Raw genomic sequence first — 19,540 nt, 5'->3', positions numbered from 1 at the left:
GTTGGCATTCCGTTTTTGCTGCTAAAGGCACCGGTTCGCATGCCACGCGATCCACTTCTCGACCGGCTTCCGGCCGCGCTGGCCGGGCGCGTGCTGACGGTGAGGCGCCAGCACGGGCGCATCCTGCTGGTGGCGAGCGGCGACGGCCTCGACGCGGCCGCGCGTACCCGGCTGGAGGCAGAGCTGGTCGCGGCGGCGCAGGATCACGCGGCGGGAGCCGCCGTGCATGTGGCGATCGGCGCGAGCGAACCCGCCCCGGCTCCGCCGGCGGCAAGCGGCTCGCCGGTGCGTCCGCGCATCGTCGCGGTCGGGTCGGGCAAGGGCGGGGTGGGCAAGTCGACCCTCACCGCCAATCTGGCGCTGGCGCTGGCGCGGACGGGGCTTCGCGTCGGCATCGTCGATGCCGACATACACGGACCGTCGCAGCCGATGCTGCTTGGCACCACGGCGGCGAAGCCCGAGGCGGTGGGCAACCGTCTCCTGCCCGTCCGCGGCGCCGGCGGCGTTCCCGTGCTGTCCGCCGGACACCTCGTCCCGCCGGGCCGGGCGCTGGCATGGCGCGGGCCGATGGCGGGCAAGGCACTGGCCCAGCTCGTCGAGGCGGACTGGGGCGACACCGAACTGCTGCTGGCGGACCTGCCGCCCGGAACCGGCGACATCCAGATCACCATGCTGCAACGCTTCCGGCCCGCGGGCGCGGTGATCGTGTCGACGCCGCAGGATCTGGCGCTCGTCGACGCGGCGCGGGCCGGGCAGATGCTGGAGGCCGCCGGCGTTCCGATCATCGGCCTGGTCGAGAACATGTCCGGCTACAGCTGTCCCCACTGCGGCGGCTGGAGCGATCCCTTCGGGAAAGGCGGGATCGAAGGCGCCGCGGCGCGCATGGACATCCCGTTCCTCGGCCGGATCCCGCTCTCCATCGCCCTGCGTGAGGCGAGCGACCGGGGCACCCCGCCGGCGGCGGCGGGCGGCCCGGATGCAGAACCCTTCGACGCCATCGCCCGCAAGGTGGCGCAATGGCTCGCCCGCCCTTGACGCGTGCGGCGGTGTCCGGGTCCGGCGGAAGGGGGACGTTGCTGTCCCCGCACTGGCGTCTGAGCCGGCGGGGTCTGCTCGCCGGCGCCGCCGCCGGTGGCGGACTCCTCGTGGCGTGGCTTGCCTGGCCCGATGCCGACGGCCCGCGCCTGCCGTCCGGCCGCAACGATCTGCCGTTCGGGGCGTGGCTGACCATCGGCCGCGACGGCGTGGTGACCGTGGCGGTGCCGCAGGTTGAGACGGGGCAGGGGATCAGCACCCTCCTGCCGCAGGTGGTGGCGGAGGAGCTGGGGGCGGACTGGCGGCTGATCGCGGTGCAGCCGGTGCCGCCGCATGCCGCCTTCGCCAACGTGCCGCTGGCGCAGCTCTGGGAGCCGTTGTGGGCGCCTTCGGCCCCGGTGCTCGCCCGGCTGCCGGGGGGCGTGGGCGCGCGCGCCTTTGCCCGCCGCGCGGCCTTCGCCGCCACGGCCGCCGGCACCGCGCTTGCCGCCTACGAGGAGCCGTGCCGCCGCGCCGGGGCGGCCGCGCGCGCCCTGCTGGTCGAGGCGGCCAGCCGCCAGTGGAACGTCGCGCCGGCAGAGTGCCTGGTCGCCGACGGGCTGATCACCTGCGGCGAGCGGCGGGCGACATTCGGTGCGCTGGCGCCCGCCGCGGCGCGGCTCGACGCGCCTGATGACGCGGGGCCTGCACCGCCCGCGCAGCCTGATCCGCGGGCGCAGGCGCGCGCAGGGCCGAACCCGTTTCCGCGGCTCGACCTTCCTTCCAAGGCGAGCGGATCGACGCTGTTCGCCGGCGACGTGCGCCTGCCGAACCTTGTTCATGCCTCCATCCGCCACGGTCCGGCCGGAGCGCCCTTTCTGGCCGGCTTCGACGCCGCGGCGGCGCGCGGCATCGCGGGTCTGGTCCGGGTGGTGCGCTCGAAGCGCTGGCTCGCGGCCGTCGCCGAAAGCTGGTGGATGGCGGAACGGGCGCTCGATGCCATGCGCCCGCGCTTTGGCGGCGGTGCGCCGGTGAGCAGCGCGGCCATGACCCGCATGCTCGACGCCGCGCTGGAGCAGGACGGCGAGGTGATCGCCGCCTCCGGCAGTGTCGATCCGTCCGCGGCCGGGTTGCTGACCGCCACCTACCGCATCGCGCCCGCCGTTCACGCCGCGCTCGAGACAGCCAGCGCCACGGCGCGGATCAGCGGCAACCGGCTGGAGCTGTGGCTGGCGGCGCAGGCGCCCGCACAGGCGCTGGCGGCGGCCGCGCGGGCAGTGCGGCTGCGCCCGGAGGACGCGGTGCTGTATCCTGTCGCGGGGGGCGGCAGCTTCGATGCGCGGCTCGATCACACCCACGCCATCGAGGCCGCCGTGATTGCCGAGGCGGTCGGCCGCCCGGTGCAGCTCACCTGGCCCCGGCGGCAGGAGCTGCTGGCCCTGCCTCACGGTCCCTTTGTCCACGTCCGGGTTGGCGCCGCCTTCCAGCCCGGAGGAGAGCCGCGCATCGGCCAGTGGTCGGCGCGCTTTGCCGCGCCGGCCTGGATGCGGCAGATGGGGCACCGGCTGTTCGACAACATGACCGCCACGGCGGCCCTGCGCGCGAGCGCCGGAGTTGCCGATCCGCTGGCGCTGCGCGACGCCGTGCCGCCCTATGCCATCCCCAATGTCGCGGTGGAGCACGTGCCGGTCGACCTGCCGCTGCCGGCGGGGCCGGTGCGCGGCAACGGCGCGGCGGTGGCGGCATTCTGCACCGAAAGCATGATCGACGAACTTGCGGCGAGGGCCGGGCGCGAGCCGCTGTCCTGGCGCATCGCCATGCTCGGGCATGACCCGCGCCTCGCCGCCTGCCTGCTGGCCGTGGCCGAGATGGCGCAGTGGGACGGCGCCGGCCGGTCGGGGGGACAGGGACTGGCCTGCGCGCGGCTGCGGGCGGCCGCCGAGAATGACGAGGACGGTGGCGGCGGGCGGATCGCCTGCATTGCGGCCGTGGACGCTGCCGGCGGGCAGATCGCGGTGCGCCGCCTGTTCGCCGCCGTGGACCTCGGGCGGATCGTCAACGCGGACATCGCCCGCCAGCAGATCGAGGGAGGGTTGCTGTTCGGCCTCACCATGGCGCTTGGCGGACAGGCCGCTTTCGCCGGCGGCCTCCCGGTCAGCGACCGGCTTGGCGATCTGGCCATTGCGCCGCTGGCGCGGACACCTCAGATCGAGGTGCGGTTCGTCGGCGACGAAGCGGCACCGCCCTTCGATCCCGGCGAACTGGGGACGGTCGTGGCGCCGCCCGCGATTGCCAACGCCCTGTTCGCCGCCACGGGGCGGCGGATCCGTGCCCTGCCGCTGCTGGAGAACGCATGACCTGGACAACCCAAGCGCTGCCCCCGGACCACCCGCCGGTCCGTTCGGGAGGCGTGGGCGTGCTGCTCGTCAACCTCGGCACGCCCGACGCCGCCGATCCGCCGGCCGTGCGCCGCTACCTGCGCGAGTTCCTTTCGGACCCGCGGGTGATCGAAGTGCCGAGGCTTGTCTGGCAACCCATCCTGCGCGGCGTGATCCTGAACGTGCGCCCGCGCAAGTCCGCCCATGCCTATGGCAAGGTGTGGACGGCGGACGGCTCGCCGCTGGCGGCGATCACGCGGGCGCAGGCGGCCGGTCTGGCCGAGCGGCTGGCGGGCGACGGCGTGCGGGTGGACTACGCCATGCGGTACGGCAATCCGTCCATCGCCAGCCGCCTCGCCACGCTGATGGCGCAAGGGTGCGAGCGCATCCTCTTTGCGCCCCTCTATCCGCAATACTGCGCCGCCACGACGGCGACCGCCGTCGACAAGGCGGCAGAGGCGCTGCGGACGATGCGCTGGCAGCCGACGCTGCGCACCCTGCCGCCCTATCACGACGATCCGCTCTACCTCGACGCGCTTCACCGCGATCTCGGCCGGCAGCTTGCGGCCTTGCCGTTCGCGCCCGAGGTGCTGCTGCTTTCCTTCCACGGCATGCCGGAGCGCACGCTGCACAAGGGTGATCCGTACCATTGCCACTGCCGCAAGACGGCGCGGCTGCTCGCGGCGCGCCTGCACGCCGATCCGCGCTGGGCGGGGCTGAGGATCGAGACGACGTTCCAGTCGCGCTTCGGCCCGGCCAAATGGCTGGAACCCGCCACCGACGCCACGCTCGAGGCGGAGGCGAGGGCAGGCACGCGGCGGATCGCGGTTGCCGCGCCCGGCTTTGCCGCCGACTGCGTCGAGACGCTGGAAGAGCTGGCGATTGCCGGCCGCGAACAGTTCGAGGCGGCGGGTGGCAGCGACTATGCCGTGCTGTCCTGCCTCAACGCGTCCGGGGACGGGATGGCGATGCTGGAGGCCATGGTCCGGCGCGAACTGTCAGGGTGGATTTGACGCCGCGATCTATTTACACTCACGTCAACAAGGAGGGTCGAGCCATGGCTACCGTCGCCGCGCCGCTGTCAGGCGCAGAGCCGTTCACGCCCGCGCACTGGTCGCAGCGCTTGCCCAAGTCCGCGCTCGACCACATTCCGGGCGATGATGGCTGGCCGCTCGTCGGCACCACCCTCAAGGTTCTCGCCGATCCGCCCGCCTACGGCCGGCGCATGTATGCCCGCTACGGTCCGGTCTTCCGCACCAACAGCTTCGGCATCCGCAACGTGAACCTCATCGGCGCCGAGGCGAACGAACTGGTGCTGTTCGACCGGCAGGGGATCTTTTCCAGCGAGCAGGGCTGGAGCCCTGTGCTTCACCGGCTGTTCCCGCGTGGTCTGATGCTGCTCGACTTCGAGAAGCACCGCGCCGACCGCCGGGCGCTGTCGATCGCCTTCAAGCCCGAGCCGATGCGCCACTACGCCGGCACGCTCAACCGCGAGATCGCCCGGCGCGTCGAAAGCTGGGGGAGCGGGCCGATGCGGTTCTATCCCGCCATCAAGCAGCTGACGCTGGACCTTGCGGCCGACAGCTTCATCGGTCTTCCCTTCGGCCCGGAGGCGGAGCGCATCAACCAGGCCTTCGTCGACATGGTGCAGGCGTCGGTCGCGCCTGTCCGCAAGCCCTTGCCCTTCAGCCGGATGAAGAAGGGCGTGGACGGCCGGGCGTTCCTGGTCGACTACTTCACCCGCGAAACCCTGCGCCGCCGGGAAAGTGGCGGCGGGCAGGACATGTTCAGCCAGTTCGCGACCGCCACGGACGAGAGCGGCACGCTGTTGCCGATCGACGAGGTCGTCGACCACATGAACTTCCTGATGATGGCGGCGCACGACACCATCACCTCCAGCGCCACGGCGCTCGTATACCTGCTCGCGCGGCATCCGGTCTGGCAGGACCGTGTTCGGGACGAGCTGCTGGCGCTCACCGGGACGCCGGGCGCGCCCTTGTCCTTCGACGATCTCGCCAGGCCGCAGCTGACGGAAATGGCCTTCAAGGAAGCGCTGCGGATGATCCCGCCGGTGCCTTCGCTGCCGCGGCGGGCGCTGCGCGCGTTCGAGTTCGGCGGCTACCACATCCCGGCGGGCGCGCCGGTCAGCGTCAGCCCGGCCATGGTCCATCACCTGGAGGAACACTGGCCCGAGCCCGACCGCTTCGACCCCGAGCGTTTTCTTCCCGAACAGGTCCGCGCCCGGCACAAATACGCCTGGGTGCCGTTCGGGGGCGGCGCGCACATGTGCCTCGGGCTGCATTTCGCCTACATGCAGATCAAGATCCTCATGGCCCACCTCCTGACCCGCTACCGCATCGAGGTCGCGGACGGATACGAGCCGCGCTGGCAGGCCTGGCCCATCCCGCAGCCGCGTGACGGCCTGCGGATTGCTCTCAGGGCGCTCAACTAAAATCGATGGCGATGCCGTTCTCGGTCCAGTCACCATAGCGCGTGGGACTGACCGCCCGCGGTTCGCTGGCCGCGGGATCGATCGCCCGCGGAGCCGGTGCGGGGTCGTTGGTCCAGTAGGCCGGCTTGCGGAAGCCGGCCGGTCGACGGGTGCTGCGCTGGGTCATGCGCCCCAGATGCGCCGCGACGGACGGGGTTTCAATCCGGCCCGCGCATCCTAAGAGCGGCCGATGGACACGGTTCCCGGAACGGCGGCCCGGCTGGCGGCCCTGAAGCTGCTCGATGCCGTGCTGCGGCGGGGCGAGACTTTGGATCAGGCCGGTGCTGCGGCCCTGAGCGGCCTTGCGCATCCGGCTGACAAGGCTCTGGCGCGGGCGATCGCCGGCGAGGCGCTCCGGTGGCTGGTCGACCTCGATCACCTCATCGACGGCGCCACCGCCCGTCCGCTGCCCCCGGATGCGAAGGCCCGCACGGTGCTGCGTCTGATGCTTGCCCAGTCGCTGCGCCTCGGCATGCCGGCGCATGCGGTGGTGGCGACCGGTCTGCCGCTCCTGACCGGAGGTCCGCGCCGGCTTGCGCATGGCGTGTTCGCCGCCCTCGTCCGCCGGGGTGTGCAGCTACCACCGGCGCCAACCCTGCCGCAGGCGGTGCGCGCCCGCTGGGGCGCGATGGCCGAGGCCGTGGCGCCGGCGCTGCGCGAGCCGCCGCCGCTCGATCTCACACTGAAGGATGCGGGCGCCACCGCCCTGTGGGCCGCGCGGCTCGGCCGGCGTTCGCTGGCGCCGGGGCATGTGCGGCTGGAGCGCGGCCGGGCGGTGCCGGACCTGCCCGGCTTCGGCGAAGGTGCCTGGTGGGTGCAGGATCTGGCGGCGTCACTGCCGGCGCGGCTGCTGGGCGAGGGCGCGGGGCGGCGGGTGCTCGATCTTGCCGCGGCGCCCGGTGGCAAGACGCTTCAGCTGGCGAGTCGCGGCTGGGAGGTCACCGCGCTCGACGCTTCGGCCCGGCGGCTCGGGCGCCTGCGCGACAATCTTGCCCGCACGGGCTTGCGGGCGGACCTGATCTGCGCAGACGCGCTCGCATGGCATGCGGCGGAACCGTTCGACGCCGTGCTGCTCGACGCGCCGTGCACCGCCACCGGCACCTGCCGCCGCAACCCGGACGTGCTGCACCGCATCGACGCCGCCGCGATCGCGCGCATGGCCGGAATGCAGGAGGCGATGCTGCGCCGGGCGCGCGCGCATCTGCGACCCGGCGGGGTGCTGGTCTACGCGGTGTGTTCGCTCGAGCGGGAGGAGGGCGAGGAGCAGGCCGCGCGGGTGGACGCCGTTTCCCTTCCGGTTGCTGCCGACGAACTGCCGGCAGGTCTGCGGCCCGATGCGCTCGGCCGGGTGCGCACGCACCCGGGCATGCTGGCGGAAGAGGGCGGGCTGGACGGCTTCTTCATCGCCCGTTGGCGGGGGTGACCGCGCCAGACGGTGACGCAAAAAGGCCCCCGCTTTCGCGAGGGCCTTCCGTGTTCGATGGCGTCTGGTCTCAGAACGCGAAGCCCATGGCGCGGCCGCCCCAGAACCAGTCCCAGAAACCGCCGAGAACCTGACCGAGATACTTTTTCATCACAAAGCTCCCCTGCTTAGTTGAGAGCTTAAGGCTAAATTAACCTTAACAGGAAGTAAAGACCGCCTCACATCCGGCGTTCGTCCCGTGTCCCGCCGGAGGACACCATGGCACGCAGCGTGTCGAACGGCACCGGCGGCGCAAGCACGAACCCCTGCACCAGCGGACAGCCGAACGCGCGCAGAGTTTCGAACTCGGCCTCCGATTCGACACCTTCCGCAACCACGTCGATCTCGAGGTCGGCGCCCAGGCGACAGATGTGCCGCACGATCCGGCGCCCCTTGCGCAGGTCCAGCACCTTGCCCGTCAGGCTGCGGTCGATCTTCAGCTCGTCGATGGGGTAGAGCATCAGCGCGTCATAGGTCGCGGTCTTGACGCCGAAATCATCGAGCGCCCAGCGCACGCCCATCGCGGCGATGGCCTCCATCACCGCCGCGGCGCGTTCCGGCCGGGCAATGTGCCATGTCTCGGTCAGCTCCAGCGTCAGCCGCGCCGGATGGAAGCCGGTGAGCTCGAGCAGCCCGCGCACCATGTCGCACAGCCGCATGTCCTGCACCGAAAGGGCGGAGATGTTGACCGAGAGGCGCAGCGACTGCTCGCCGTCGAGCTGCTGCACCAGCCGCATCGATTCGTGCAGCATCAGCCGGGTCAGCCGATCGATCCGCCCGGCCTTCTCGCACTGGTCGATGAACCAGTCGGTCGGCACGATGCCGCGGGCCGGATCGTTCCAGCGGACGAGCGCCTCGACCCCCACGACGGCGCCGGTGGCCGTGCAGAACTGCGGCTGGAACACCGGGTAGATGTGCCCCCCGGCGATGGCCGCGTCGATCTTGTGCTGGATCGACAGGTTCCACAGGTGCTCCTCGTCGGCGGAATGTTCGACGAACACGATCGGGCGGTCGGCCTCGTTCGAGCGCTGCGCCGCGTTGCGGGCGGAGGCGAGCTTGCGACCCGGCGAATTGTCGGCGCTGGCATCGACACCGAAGGTGACGTTGATGTCGATGGCGGTGTCACCGAGCTGCACCGGTTCGTAGCAGAGCAGCCGGGTGCCGAGCAGGTGGTCGCTCAGCCGCTCGCGCCCCATGACCGGCATGGTCCAGGCGAAGAAGCCGTTGCCGCCCGAGTAGAGCTGCCGGTTCTCGTCGGCGATGCGCAGCCGGTCGGACAGCAGCTTGATGTATTCGGCGTGACGCGACTCGGGCAGCGTGCTCAGCACGTCGTCGAAATTGTGGACCCGGGCGACGATGAAGCTGGCGGTCTGCGTCTCCTGCGGCGAGAATTCGCGCTCGAGCGCGCGGGTCGTCGGCAGGCCCGTGCGGTCGTCGAACATGACCCCCCGGTTGCGCGCCCGCCACCAGATCCGCAGGCCCGCATAGATCAGCGCGGCCATGACGACAGGGCCGGACGTGACCATGATGTTGAACACCGTGGCGACGTAGACAGCCAGACCGCCTGCGAGGACTGCCACACCGTAGCCGGCCCACCGCCACAACGCCCTTCGCAGCAATGAGGCTGCTGCAAGGGCAGCAAGGAACAGCGTCAAGGGCAGCCATTGCGGTGTCACCCAGGGCACGCCGCCACGCAGCGTTTCCGCCGCAAGGATGGTTACATAACTCGCCGGGACATTGATGCGTCCCGGAATGTTGGCAAGCTCACGGACAGGACCGTTGTCGATCCCGAGGACGACGACCTTGCCTTTCACAGTCGCCGGCTGAATCTGTTCCAGCAATTCACTCTTGCGTAGGTAGGCGATCTCGTCGGTGTCGTACCGGTAGTCGATCGCGAAACGCTCTGGACCACTGGTCGGTTCGCCTGCGAGGGCGACCGGAAGCGTCGGCAGTTCCGCGCGCTGATCCAGTCGGCGGTAGGAGTCCCACGTGAGATTCAGGTAGTTGACGTACCGGAAGTTCAGCGCCTGAGGCGCGGTTCCGCGGATGTCCGGATGAGTCGAACGGTATACGCGCTGACCATTCACATGATCCACCCGCCGTTGCACCAGCACGATGCGGTCGCCGTAGCGGGCGATGGCGCGGCGCAGCGCGGCGTCGGCGTCGGGGGTGGTGGGCGCCTCGAACACCACGTCGAGAGCGACGAGACGCGGCCCGGCGGCGCGTAGCTGGTCAAGCGCCTGGGCCAGCCTGCGCCGGGCGTCGGGAGAGTTGGGGGAGGCGACATCCGGGTCGAGCGCGACGAACACGATGGTCCCGGACGGGGCCTTGCGCACGAGGTGGGTCTGCGTGACCCAGGTGATCTGGTCGATCGGCTCGAGCAGCGTGGCCGTCCCCAGCAGCAGTCCGGTGGCGCACGCGGTCAGCACGTGGCGCAGCCGGACGCGGGCGACGACCTGCTGCTGCGGCATGGAACGTTCGCGGCGGACGCGCAGCCGCTGCCGCAGCGTCCACAGCCGCCGCCAGCGCTTTGCCCTCGTCCTGATCAACGCTCCCGGCATCATGTCCTTCCGGCTCTCGGGCCTCGGGTGTGCCGCACGACCATGCGTTCAGATTGGTTAACGAAGCGTTCGTTCAGGCGCCGCGATCTCCTCCGGAATGGAGCTGTTCCGCGCCGTCCGGCAGGCCGGCGGCCGCGCGCAGGCGGGCCCGCGCTTCCCGCTCTCCAATGAGCGGCAGGAGGGCGGCCATGTCGGGCCCCTGCGCCCGGCCGGTCAGCGCCAGACGCAGCGGCAGGAACAGCGCCCGTCCGCTGCGCCCTGTCTCCGTTTTGAGAGCAGCGGTGAGGTCCTGCCAGGGTGTCGCCGACCAGGTCAGCCGCTCGGCCGCCAGCGCGGCAAGCGCCTGATCCTCCGGCTCAAGCGCGGGAGGGGCAAGCGGGCCGGACAGCACCGCGAGCCAGTCGCCGGCGTCGGCGACCCGGCCAAGGTTCGGGCGCAGCGCCAGCCACGCCGCCTCTCCGATCCCGTCGGGCAAACGGCCGGCGACCCGCTCGAAGGGCAGCTGGTGGACGATGCCGCGGTTCAGCCGGTCGAGTTCGTCGAGCGAGAAGCGCGCCGGCGCGCGGCTGAAGAGCGACAGGTCGAACTCCTCCACGAGCACGCCGCGCTCGCCCACCGGCTCGACCGGACGGCTGGTGCCGAGCCTCGCCAGCAGCGCCGCGAGCGCGTCGGGTTCGATGCCCCGCGCCCGCAACGTGTCGCAGTCGATGGAGCCGAGGCGCTTGGACAGCTTGCCCTCGTCTCCCACGAGCAGCGCCTCGTGCGCGAAACGCGGCGGCGTCCGGCCGAGTGCGGCGAAGATCTGCACCTGCACGGCCGTGTTCGACACATGGTCCTCGCCCCTCAGCACGTCCGTGATGTTCATGTCGATGTCGTCCACGACGCTGGGCAGCATGTAGAGCCAGCTGCCGTCGGCGCGCCGGACCACCGGGTCGGACAGCTGCGCCGGATCGAAGCGCTGTTCGCCGCGGATGGCGTCGTGCCAGACGATCGGCTGGTCGTGATCAAGGCGGAACCGCCAGTGCGGCCGCCGGCCGCCTTCCTCCAGCGCCCGGCGCTCCTGTGCACTCAGGCGCAGCGCCGCCCGGTCGTAGATCGGCGGCAGGCCGCGCCCGAGGCGCACCTTGCGCTTCAGCTCCAGCTCCTGTGCCGTCTCGTACGCCGGGTAGACGCGCCCCTCGGCCACCAGCCGGGCGAAGGCCGCTTTGTAGAGGTCGAGGCGGGCGGACTGGCGCACCTCGCCGTCGGGGCGAAGGCCGAGCCAGTCGAGATCGCGGCGGATCGCGTCCACATACGCCTCCCGGCTGCGCTCGGCGTCGGTGTCGTCGATGCGCAGCAGGAACCGTCCGCCCGCGCGGCGGGCGAGCAGCCAGTTGTGCAGCGCCGTGCGCAGATTGCCGACATGCAGGCGGCCGGTGGGCGAGGGGGCGAACCGGGTCGTGACCATGGCGAGTGCCGTTACCGCCAGGACCGGCACTTGGCCATCCTGCACCCGCCGGCACCCCCGAGGCCGCAGGGAACCAAAAGTCGGCGCGTTGGTAAGAGAGCAAGGTTCTTCAGGGGGATTTTCGACCGATGGGACAGTTGCGCTTCAACGAATCGCTTGCCAGCCTGTGGCTGGAACGCGGGCTGCTGGTGCTTGCGACGCTGGTCATCACCTGGCTGCTGGCGCGGGGCGCCCGCTGGGCGTTCGCCAGGCTGGTCGACAATGTCGGGTTCTTCCGGCGGCACAACACCACCTCGGGAGAGACGATCGGCTCGTCGCTCGGCCGGCTCGTGTCGCTGGTGATCTGGCTGTTCGGCCTCGTCACCGTGCTCCAGATCCTTCAGCTCGGCCAGGTGCTGGCGCCGGCGCAGAACCTGCTCAACAACATCGCCGCCTTCATTCCCAATCTGGTGGGTGCGGCCGTGCTGTTCTTCATCGGCCTCGTGATTGCCCGGATCGTGCGGGACATCGCCACGACGGGGCTGCAGACGTTCAACATCGACCGCCTGATCGGACGGGCGGGCGCCTACCGCACGGCCGGGGAGCCGGCCGCGGCCGTGCGGTCCGACATGGACAATGCCGGCGCCGACGCCCGCGCGGCGGACGATCCCTCTGCCGGCGGCGGGGCGCAGCTCAGCCAGACCATCGGCACGGTCCTTTACGCCCTGATCGTGATCTTCTTCTCGATCATGGCGCTCGACGTCCTCAACATCCAGGCGGTGTCGGGCCCGGCCAGCGCCATGCTCAACCTCATCCTCAACGCCATCCCGCTGATCATCGGTGCGGCGATCCTGCTGGGGCTGGGCTATGTCATCAGCCGGTTCGTGGTCGATCTCATCAAGAGCATCATGGCCGGCCTCGGCGCCGACCGGGCGTTCGGCACCACCGAACTGCTGCCCGGCTCCGTGACGCTGTCCTCCATCGTCGCGCGCGTGGCGCAGATCGCCATCATCCTGTTCTTCGCCATCGCCGCGACCCGGCTGCTCAACTTCCCGGAGCTGAGCGCCCTGCTCAGCCAGGTGCTCGAACTCGGCGGTCAGGTCATCTTCGGCGCGGTGGTCATCATCGTCGGCTTCCTGCTTGCCCGCATGCTGGCGCGCATGATCGGCGGAGCGGAAGAGACGGGGCTGGCGGCGCTGATCGTGAAGTGGGCGACGATCTTCGTCTTCACCTTCATGGGGCTGCAGTTCACCGGCATCGGCGAGGACATCATCCGCATCTTCTTCGGCGCGCTCGTGATCGGCGCGGCGGTGGCGGGAGCGCTCGCCTTTGGCATCGGCGGCCGGGAATGGGCGAGCCGCAAGCTCGAGCAGATGGACACCAAGGTGCGCGAGCAGGCGGAAAAGCCGGCCTCGGCCTCCGCTGGGCCGGGCCTCGGCGGCTTGCGGCGCGGCGGCGCGGCGGCCACCGGCACCACGGCGTCGCCCGCCTCCTCTTCCTCGTCGGCGGCCGCGGACCCGCTCGCCGTGCGGCCCAGCAGCGGTCCGGCCGCGGGCAGCAGCCGGCCGGAGGACGATCCGCTGCCTCCCGGCGCCTGAGCCGGCCTGACGGGCGCAGCCGGCGGCTGAAACGAACAGGGCGCGGGCCATTCGCCTGCGCCCTGTTCTTTCGTCGCCGCATCCGATCAACAGGCGCCGAAAACGGCGCTGCGCGGCCGCTCCGCGCGCCCGAACGGCCTGGTGTGCGCTACCAGGCGTAGCCGGCCGCCACCGCCGCCTCTTCCGCCGGCGTGCTTGCCCGGCCGAGGATGGCGTTGCGGTGGGGATAGCGGCCGAAGCGGGCGATCATCCGGTGGTGGGCCCGGGCATAGTCCCAGCCCATGCGGCGCGGCAGGCTGGCAAAGGCGCGCAGGGACAGGCGCTGGTCGCGGATGTCCTCGCTGTGCATCAGCGGCATGTAGAGGAACTGCCGCTCCTCCTGCCGCAGCCCGGCCTCCCAGCCGCGCGCCAGCACCGCGCGGGTGATCGCCAGCGCGAGCGGATCGGTCGCCCAGGCCTCGGCCTGCCCGCGAAAGATGTTGCGCGGCACCTGATCGAACAGCAGCACCGCTCCCAGCGCATCGCGCGGGCTGGCGAGAAACCGGATGGCCGGCTGCGTCCGCAACGCCGCGTGCCAGCGGCCGAACCGCGCCCGCAGCCCGTCATCCACCGCATCCGAGCCGCCGAACCAGTCAGCGGGGGAGAGCCGGTGGAACCAGTGGTGGTGCAGGGCCGCCGCCCAGCCGCGCCGGGCCGCCGTCACCGCCCGCTCACAGCCAGCGCCAGCGGCGGAACAGCATGACCTGCACGATCAGAACGACACCGCACAGGCCCACAACGCTCCAGAACGCCAGAGGGTGCTCGGCGGCCGGAATCCCCTCCACGTTCATGCCGAGCAGGCCGGTGAGAAAGGTGAGGGGCAGGAACACGGTCGCGACCACCGTCAGCAGCCGGTTGGTCCGTTCCGAGCGGGCGAGCGACCGGCCGCGGATCTCGTCCATCAGCACCACCGCCGATTCCTTGCTGACGTCGATGTCGTCGAGGAACCGCCGCAGCAGCGCGATGCTCTCGCCGATCTCGCGCCGGTCGTGCGGCTCGAACCAGCCCGGCGCGTCGCGGGCGATCGCCTCCAGCGCGACGTGCTCGGGCCCCATGTGCCGCTTCAGCGCCAGACAGTCGCGGCGGATGGCCGAGATCCGGCCCAGCAGGTCGTCCGCGCGGTCGTCCGCGCCGTCGACGGCGAACAGGGCGTCGATCTGCTCGTTCATGTCGATCACCGAATGGTTCATGTGGTGGATCATGTGTTCCACCAGGCTGGTGATCAGCGCGCCCGCGTCGGTCGGCCCCGGCCCGCCGCCATCCACCAGCGCCAGCACCTGTCGCGGACCCTGAAGCCAGTGGCGGCGGAAGGTCAGCACCCGCGTCCCGTCGCTCCACAGCTGCATGGACACCATGTCCTCGGGTTCGGCGCCGGGATTGAAGTTGATGGTCCGCAGCGTGGCGACGAGCGTCTCGCCCTCGCGGAAGGCGCGCGGGCGGGTGTCGTCGCTGGTCAGCAGTTCGGCCGTCGGCTCGGGCAGGCTCAGCGTGTGCAGCAGCCATGCCCGCACTTCGGGCAGTGTCCGGTCGAGATGGAGCCACAGCACCGCACCCGGCCGTTCCGGTCGCCAGTCGCGCGCCTCGTCCCAGGTGATCGGCGCACCTCCCCCCGCGCCGTCCAGAACCCGGCCGAACAGCAGCGGCCCGTCGGAAGCGGTCATTTCAGCGCGCGTCATGGCCCCGTTCATCGTGTCCGCCTCCGCTCTGCCGCACGCGCGCATTTCCTATCGGGATGCGCCATGCTAGCTAGCGGGGCATGTCTGGCGCCGCAATCTCGCTTCTCCCGGTGCGGCACGCGCCGTGCCGGGTTCATGGGCGAATGACCGGGCGGCGTGTCCTTGGACCGTGTCACATCCGGTCCATGTGTTCTTCACGAGAGACGAAGCGATGAGCAGCATCCGTCCCTGGCGCACGATCGAACGGCGCCCCTGCCGGCAGATCATGGTCGGCAACGTTCCGGTCGGCGGCGATGCGCCGATCACCGTGCAGACCATGACCAACACGCCGACGGAGGACGCCGCCGCGACGCTGGACCAGATCCGGCGGTGCGAGGATGCGGGCGCCGACATTATCCGCGTCTCGTGCCCCACGCCCGAGGCGACGCGCGCCTTCCGCCTGATCACCCGCGCGGCGCGCGTCCCGATCGTCGCCGACATCCATTTCCACTACCAGCGCGCGCTGGAGGCGGCGGATGCGGGCGCGGCGTGTCTGCGGATCAATCCGGGCAACATCGGTTCGTCCGCGCGTGTGGCGGAGGTGGTGCGCGCGGCCAAGGCCAATGGCTGTGCCATCCGCATCGGGGTCAACGCCGGCTCGCTCGAGAAGCATCTGCTGGAGAAATACGGCGAACCATGTCCCGAGGCGCTGATCGAAAGCGCGCTCGATCACATAAAGCTGCTGCAGGATCACGATTTCCACGAATACAAGGTCGCGGTGAAGGCCAGCGACGTGTTTCTCGCCGTGGCGGCGTATCAGGGGCTGGCCGACGCGGTGGATTGTCCGCTGCATCTGGGCATCACCGAGGCGGGTGGCTTCGTCGGCGGCACGGTGAAGAGCGCCATCGGCATCGGCTCGCTGCTGTGGGCAGGCATCGGCGACACCATCCGGGTCAGCCTGTCGGCCGAACCGGAACAGGAGGTGAAGGTCGGCTTCGAAATCCTGAAGTCGCTCGGCCTCAGGACGCGCGGCGTGCGGGTCGTGTCCTGCCCGTCCTGTTCGCGCCAGGGATTTGACGTCATCCGCACGGTCGAGGCGCTGGAGAAACGGCTGGAGCACATCAAGACGCCGCTGTCGCTCTCCGTGCTCGGCTGCGTCGTCAACGGCCCTGGCGAGGCGCGTGAAACCGACATCGGCATCACCGGCGGCGGCAAGGGCCGGCACATGGTGTACCTGTCCGGCGTCACCGACCACCATGTCGAGGACGAGCGCATGATCGACCACATCGTCGCGCTGGTCGAGGCCAAGGCGGCCGAGATCGAGGCCGGCATGAGCGATGCGGGCGATGCCGACGCGATGGGCGTCGCCGCGGAGTGAGCCGGCTGCCTCGTGAGGCTGCCGGGCCGGCCCCGGCCGGGCACGGCGCAGGGCAGGCGGCGCGCACAGCCGGGGTCGCGGCGCCAGCCTGAGCTGTGCTTCACGTCGTCCATCACGCCGATTACGCCCCGGCCAGTCCCGCGCGCGGCACGTTCCGGTTCGACAAGTACCGGGCCGTCATGGCGGCCTTGCGGGAAAGCGGCTATCCGCTGACGGAGCACGCGCCGGCACCAATGCCGCGCGAATGGCTGGAAGCGGTCCATGACCCCGCCTATGTCGACGAGGTGCTGGCGGCCCGCGTGCCAGCCGCCAAGGAGCGGCGCATCGGCTTTCCGGTGACGCCGCGGATCGCCGCCCGGGTGCAGCACACCAACGGCGGCACCTGGCTCGCAGCGAAGCTGGCCCTGAGCCACGGCTATGCCGCCAACAGCGCCGCGGGCAGCCACCATGCCCTGCATGAGACGGGCGCGGGCTATTGCGTGTTCAACGATCTGGCGGTCGCCGCCAACCGGCTGATCGGCGAAGGCGATGCGCGCCGGATCCTCATCGTCGATCTCGACGTCCACCAGGGCGACGGCACCGCAGCGCTGATGGCCGGACGGCCGCAGGTCTTCACCTTCTCCGTTCATGCGGCCAGGAACTTCCCCGTGCGCAAGGCGCGCTCCTCGCTCGACGTGGCGCTGCCCGACGGGGCGGACGACGACACCTATCTTGCCGAGATCGGCGCGCGCCTGCCCGCCATCCTCGACACCTTCGCCCCGGATCTCGTGCTCTACCAGGCCGGCGTGGATCCGCACCGCGACGACCGGCTGGGGCGGCTTGCCCTCAGCGACGCCGGGCTGCTGGCGCGCGACCGGCTGGTGCTGCGCGAGGCGCGCCGCCGCGGTGTGCCGGTGGCGTCGGCGCTGGGCGGCGGCTACGGTCCCGATCCGCTGGTGCTTGGCCAGCGCCACGCGGCGGGCATGATCGCCATGGCGGAGGAAAACGCCCGCCATGCCGCCCCGGTCCGTCTGCCTCAGGGGCGGGTGCCGGGATGGTAGATGTCGATGTAGTCGGTCAGTCCGTCGCACCACTCGAAGTCGCGCAGCCGCCAGTAGGGCCGGTTCTGGGTCACGGCGAAGCGCCAGTTGTCGCGGGTCGCCACGCAGCGCCGCCCCCGGTCCGGCACGTCGCTGATCGCGATCTGCCCGGCGAAGACGAAGTAGTCGCGTCCGATTTCCGTCACCCGCCCTTCCAGCGTGAGCTGTCCCGGTCCGTCGACCTCGCCCTGCACGGCGCTGAGCCGCATCTGCCCGTCTTCGGCGCGGACGAAGGCATGGCCGCGCTGGCGCCAGCTGATCCATTGCAGCGTCACACCCGCGTTCGCCTTGAGCTGCTCCAGCGCCGCGCCGTCGAGGACACGGATGCCCGGCGCGGCCGGGGCGGCCGCCGCCGGCACCGGGGGCGAAAGGACGGGCGGTGTCTGCGTGGCGGCGGCGGTGCAGCCGCCCAGCAGGACGGCTCCGGCGGTGGCGGCGATCACGTGTGCAGCAGACATGGCAAGCTGTTCCCCTCCGTTCATGCAGCGTCGGCAGGAATGTGCTAGGCGAGCGGCATGCCCATCAGCAACCCCCTCCCCCGCCGGGCGGTGTTGAAAGGCGCGGTCGGCGCGGGAGCCGCACTGGCCGTGCCCTCGTCGCTGTCGGCGCCGGTGTATGCGGCGCCGTCGGCCCTGCGGCCGCGCGACCGGACCCTCTTCGCGCTCGCCACCGCGCAGCTCGACCGGCTCGGCAACCGCATCCCGCAGCGCGACCTCGTGGCCGTGGTCGACTTCGGGCACCACTCCGCGCAGCCGCGGCTTCACCTACTCAGCTTCGCCCTCAACCGGGTGCGGTCCTTTCTCGTCACGCACGGGCAGGGTTCGGATCCCCAGCACGACGGCTGGCTCAAGACCTATTCGAACGCCGACGGCTCGCTGGCGACGAGCAGAGGCGCCTACCGCACCGGCGAGGTCTATGACGGGCAGTACGGCACGTCGTTCCGCCTCGACGGACTGGATCCCACCAACAGCAACGCCCGCCAGCGCGCGATCGTCGCCCATGCGGCCGAGTATGCCCGGGCGAGCCATGTGGCGCGCCACGGGAAGCTGGGCCGCTCCTTCGGGTGCTTCGCCATGGACCCGGCGGAGTTCGGTCACGCCCTGAACCTGCTGCCCGAGGGGCGGCTGCTCCTTGCCGACAGTTACGGTGTGCAGCCGGACGGCACGCTGGCGCAGCGGCTGCCGGGCAATCTGCGGCCGCTGCTGCCGGAGCGGCCGCACGGGCGCGCAAGGCTGCTCCCCGGCGTGTACTGACCGCCGGCGCCGGCAGCCGTCCGCAGCCGTGATCCTGCACCGCGGCGCCGTGGCGTGGCGACGGGGCGTGGCCATCCGAAAGCCGCGTGACCCGCCCGCGCGAACCGGCTAGGCCGGCGCCGCATGCGCACCGGAGAACCGATCCTGCCCGTGGCTGCGGCGCTGGCGGGCGTGGCCATGCTCGCGCTCATGGACGCCTTCATGAAGGGCGCCTCGCTCGCGGCCGGAGCCTACAGCGCCGCCCTGCTGCGCGCGCTGTTCTCCGTCTGCCTCATGGCGCCGCTGTGGCTGGTGCTGGGCGGCCGCTGGCCGGGACGCGCGGCGCTGCGCCTTCATCTCCTGCGCGGCACGGTGTCGGCGTTCATGGCGCTCACCTTCTTCCATGCCCTGACCAAGCTGCCCATCGCAGAGACGATCGCCATCTCCTTCGTCGCGCCGCTCATCGCGCTGTACCTTGCCGCGGTGCTGCTCGGCGAGAGGATCCGGCGCGAGGCGGTGCTCGCCTCGGTGGTGGGGTTCGCGGGCGCGCTGGTGATCATCGGCGGGCGCCTCGGGCAGCAGGCGCTCGACCGCGACGCGGCGGAGGGACTTGCCGCCATCGGCGTCTCGACGCTGCTTTATGCGTGGAACTTCATCCTGATGCGGCAACAGGCCCTGCTCGCCCGGCCGGCGGAGATCGCCACCTTCCACGGCGGCGTTGCCGCCCTTGTGCTGGGCGTCGCCGCGCCATGGCTGCTGCGCTGGCCGGAAAGCGCCGCACTGTCGTCGATCGGGGTGGCCGCCGCGCTGACGGTGGGCGGCGCGATGACGCTGGCCTGGGCCTACGCGCGGGCGGAAGCGCAGCGGCTGGTGCCGGTGGAGTACAGCGGTTTCGTCTGGGCGGTGCTGTTCGGCTGGTGGTTCTTTGCCGAGCGGGTGTCGTTCACGACCCTGGCAGGCACGGCTCTGATCGTGACGGGATGCCTGATCGCCGCGCGCCGCCGGCCGCTGCCGGATCTGGTCTAGTCGGTGCGGGCCGCCGACTGGGCGGTTTCGGCCTTCAACGGCTGCTGCACCAGGCCGAAGGCGGCGGCAAAGCACAAGCCGACCGCCGTCGAGGCGATCACGATGGCAATCCGCACCGAGCGGCGCGACGTTCCGACACCCGTTTCTGCCGACATTCCTGCGACTCCCTGACGTGGGCGAGGCATCGACCCGCCGCGTCTC

General features: G+C 71.3%; 17 protein-coding genes. 10 read left to right on the top strand and 7 right to left on the bottom strand.

Annotated elements, in window-relative coordinates; translation table 11 throughout:
- Positions 1–39: 39 nt before the first annotated feature.
- Genes ETO60_RS01350 through ETO60_RS01335 form a run of 4 tightly spaced genes read left to right on the top strand, consistent with a single transcriptional unit; the run spans position 40 to position 5,844 of the window.
- Positions 40–1,035, top strand: a complete 996-nt coding sequence (locus ETO60_RS01350) for a P-loop NTPase (protein ID WP_130002060.1) — start codon at positions 40–42, stop codon at positions 1,033–1,035.
- The gene (locus ETO60_RS01345) at positions 1,017–3,371 is read left to right on the top strand and encodes a molybdopterin cofactor-binding domain-containing protein (RefSeq protein WP_130002058.1); all 2,355 of its coding nucleotides are present in this window, start codon (positions 1,017–1,019) and stop codon (positions 3,369–3,371) included. The genes ETO60_RS01350 and ETO60_RS01345 overlap by 19 nt, the downstream gene beginning before the upstream one ends.
- Entirely contained in the window at positions 3,368–4,405 is a 1,038-nt protein-coding gene (gene hemH, locus ETO60_RS01340) for a ferrochelatase (RefSeq protein WP_130002056.1), read from the top strand. The genes ETO60_RS01345 and hemH overlap by 4 nt, the downstream gene beginning before the upstream one ends.
- A gap of 44 nt (positions 4,406–4,449) precedes the next feature.
- Positions 4,450–5,844: a cytochrome P450 gene (locus tag ETO60_RS01335; protein ID WP_130002054.1), complete on the top strand. Its 1,395-nt coding sequence runs from the start codon at positions 4,450–4,452 to the stop codon at positions 5,842–5,844.
- On the opposite strand, the gene ETO60_RS01330 is transcribed toward ETO60_RS01335, so the two are convergent.
- Positions 5,837–6,010, bottom strand: a complete 174-nt coding sequence (locus ETO60_RS01330; RefSeq protein ID WP_130002052.1) for a DUF1674 domain-containing protein — start codon at positions 6,008–6,010, stop codon at positions 5,837–5,839. The genes ETO60_RS01335 and ETO60_RS01330 overlap by 8 nt on opposite strands.
- A 63-nt stretch (positions 6,011–6,073) precedes the next feature.
- Between ETO60_RS01330 and ETO60_RS01325 the strand changes: the two genes are divergently transcribed.
- Complete coding sequence (locus ETO60_RS01325) at positions 6,074–7,306, top strand: RsmB/NOP family class I SAM-dependent RNA methyltransferase (RefSeq protein ID WP_130002050.1); 1,233 nt, start codon at positions 6,074–6,076, stop codon at positions 7,304–7,306.
- A gap of 218 nt (positions 7,307–7,524) precedes the next feature.
- On the opposite strand, the gene ETO60_RS01320 is transcribed toward ETO60_RS01325, so the two are convergent.
- Positions 7,525–9,906: an EAL domain-containing protein gene (locus ETO60_RS01320; RefSeq protein ID WP_165362079.1), complete on the bottom strand. Its 2,382-nt coding sequence runs from the start codon at positions 9,904–9,906 to the stop codon at positions 7,525–7,527.
- 73 nt (positions 9,907–9,979) lie between these two features.
- Positions 9,980–11,353, bottom strand: coding sequence for a glutamate--tRNA ligase (gene gltX, locus ETO60_RS01315; RefSeq protein WP_130002974.1), 1,374 nt, complete (start codon positions 11,351–11,353; stop codon positions 9,980–9,982).
- A 128-nt stretch (positions 11,354–11,481) separates the two neighbouring features.
- Here gltX and ETO60_RS01310 point away from each other — a divergent pair, with 128 nt between their 5' ends.
- Entirely contained in the window at positions 11,482–12,930 is a 1,449-nt protein-coding gene (locus ETO60_RS01310) for a mechanosensitive ion channel (protein WP_234026258.1), read from the top strand.
- 148 nt (positions 12,931–13,078) lie between these two features.
- Here the strand turns inward: ETO60_RS01310 and ETO60_RS01305 are convergent, their stop codons facing one another.
- Entirely contained in the window at positions 13,079–13,633 is a 555-nt protein-coding gene (locus tag ETO60_RS01305; protein WP_130002046.1) for a DUF924 family protein, read from the bottom strand.
- Positions 13,634–13,640: 7 nt separating this feature from the next.
- Positions 13,641–14,645, bottom strand: a complete 1,005-nt coding sequence (locus ETO60_RS01300; RefSeq protein WP_130002045.1) for a CorA family divalent cation transporter — start codon at positions 14,643–14,645, stop codon at positions 13,641–13,643.
- Between the two features lie 211 nt (positions 14,646–14,856).
- Here ETO60_RS01300 and ispG point away from each other — a divergent pair, with 211 nt between their 5' ends.
- Positions 14,857–16,002, top strand: a complete 1,146-nt coding sequence (ispG, locus tag ETO60_RS01295) for a flavodoxin-dependent (E)-4-hydroxy-3-methylbut-2-enyl-diphosphate synthase (RefSeq protein ID WP_130002043.1) — start codon at positions 14,857–14,859, stop codon at positions 16,000–16,002.
- Between the two features lie 95 nt (positions 16,003–16,097).
- Positions 16,098–17,042: a histone deacetylase family protein gene (locus tag ETO60_RS01290; protein WP_130002041.1), complete on the top strand. Its 945-nt coding sequence runs from the start codon at positions 16,098–16,100 to the stop codon at positions 17,040–17,042.
- Here the strand turns inward: ETO60_RS01290 and ETO60_RS01285 are convergent.
- Positions 17,018–17,539, bottom strand: coding sequence for a hypothetical protein (locus tag ETO60_RS01285; RefSeq protein WP_234026257.1), 522 nt, complete (start codon positions 17,537–17,539; stop codon positions 17,018–17,020). The genes ETO60_RS01290 and ETO60_RS01285 overlap by 25 nt on opposite strands.
- A gap of 57 nt (positions 17,540–17,596) precedes the next feature.
- Between ETO60_RS01285 and ETO60_RS01280 the strand changes: the two genes are divergently transcribed.
- Complete coding sequence (locus ETO60_RS01280; protein WP_130002040.1) at positions 17,597–18,334, top strand: murein L,D-transpeptidase catalytic domain-containing protein; 738 nt, start codon at positions 17,597–17,599, stop codon at positions 18,332–18,334.
- A 123-nt stretch (positions 18,335–18,457) separates the two neighbouring features.
- Positions 18,458–19,339: a DMT family transporter gene (locus ETO60_RS01275; protein WP_130002038.1), complete on the top strand. Its 882-nt coding sequence runs from the start codon at positions 18,458–18,460 to the stop codon at positions 19,337–19,339.
- Here the strand turns inward: ETO60_RS01275 and ETO60_RS11160 are convergent.
- On the bottom strand, positions 19,336–19,494 hold the full coding sequence (locus tag ETO60_RS11160) for a hypothetical protein (RefSeq protein WP_165362078.1): 159 nt from the start codon (positions 19,492–19,494) through the stop codon (positions 19,336–19,338). The two genes, ETO60_RS01275 and ETO60_RS11160, sit on opposite strands and share 4 nt — an antisense overlap.
- Between the last annotated feature and the right edge of the window lie 46 nt (positions 19,495–19,540).

This window comes from Qipengyuania thermophila (assembly GCF_004153605.1).
In the GTDB taxonomy this organism is placed as follows: Bacteria; Pseudomonadota; Alphaproteobacteria; order Sphingomonadales; family Sphingomonadaceae; genus Qipengyuania_B; species Qipengyuania_B thermophila.
This window is presented reverse-complemented; position numbering and strand designations above follow the sequence as displayed.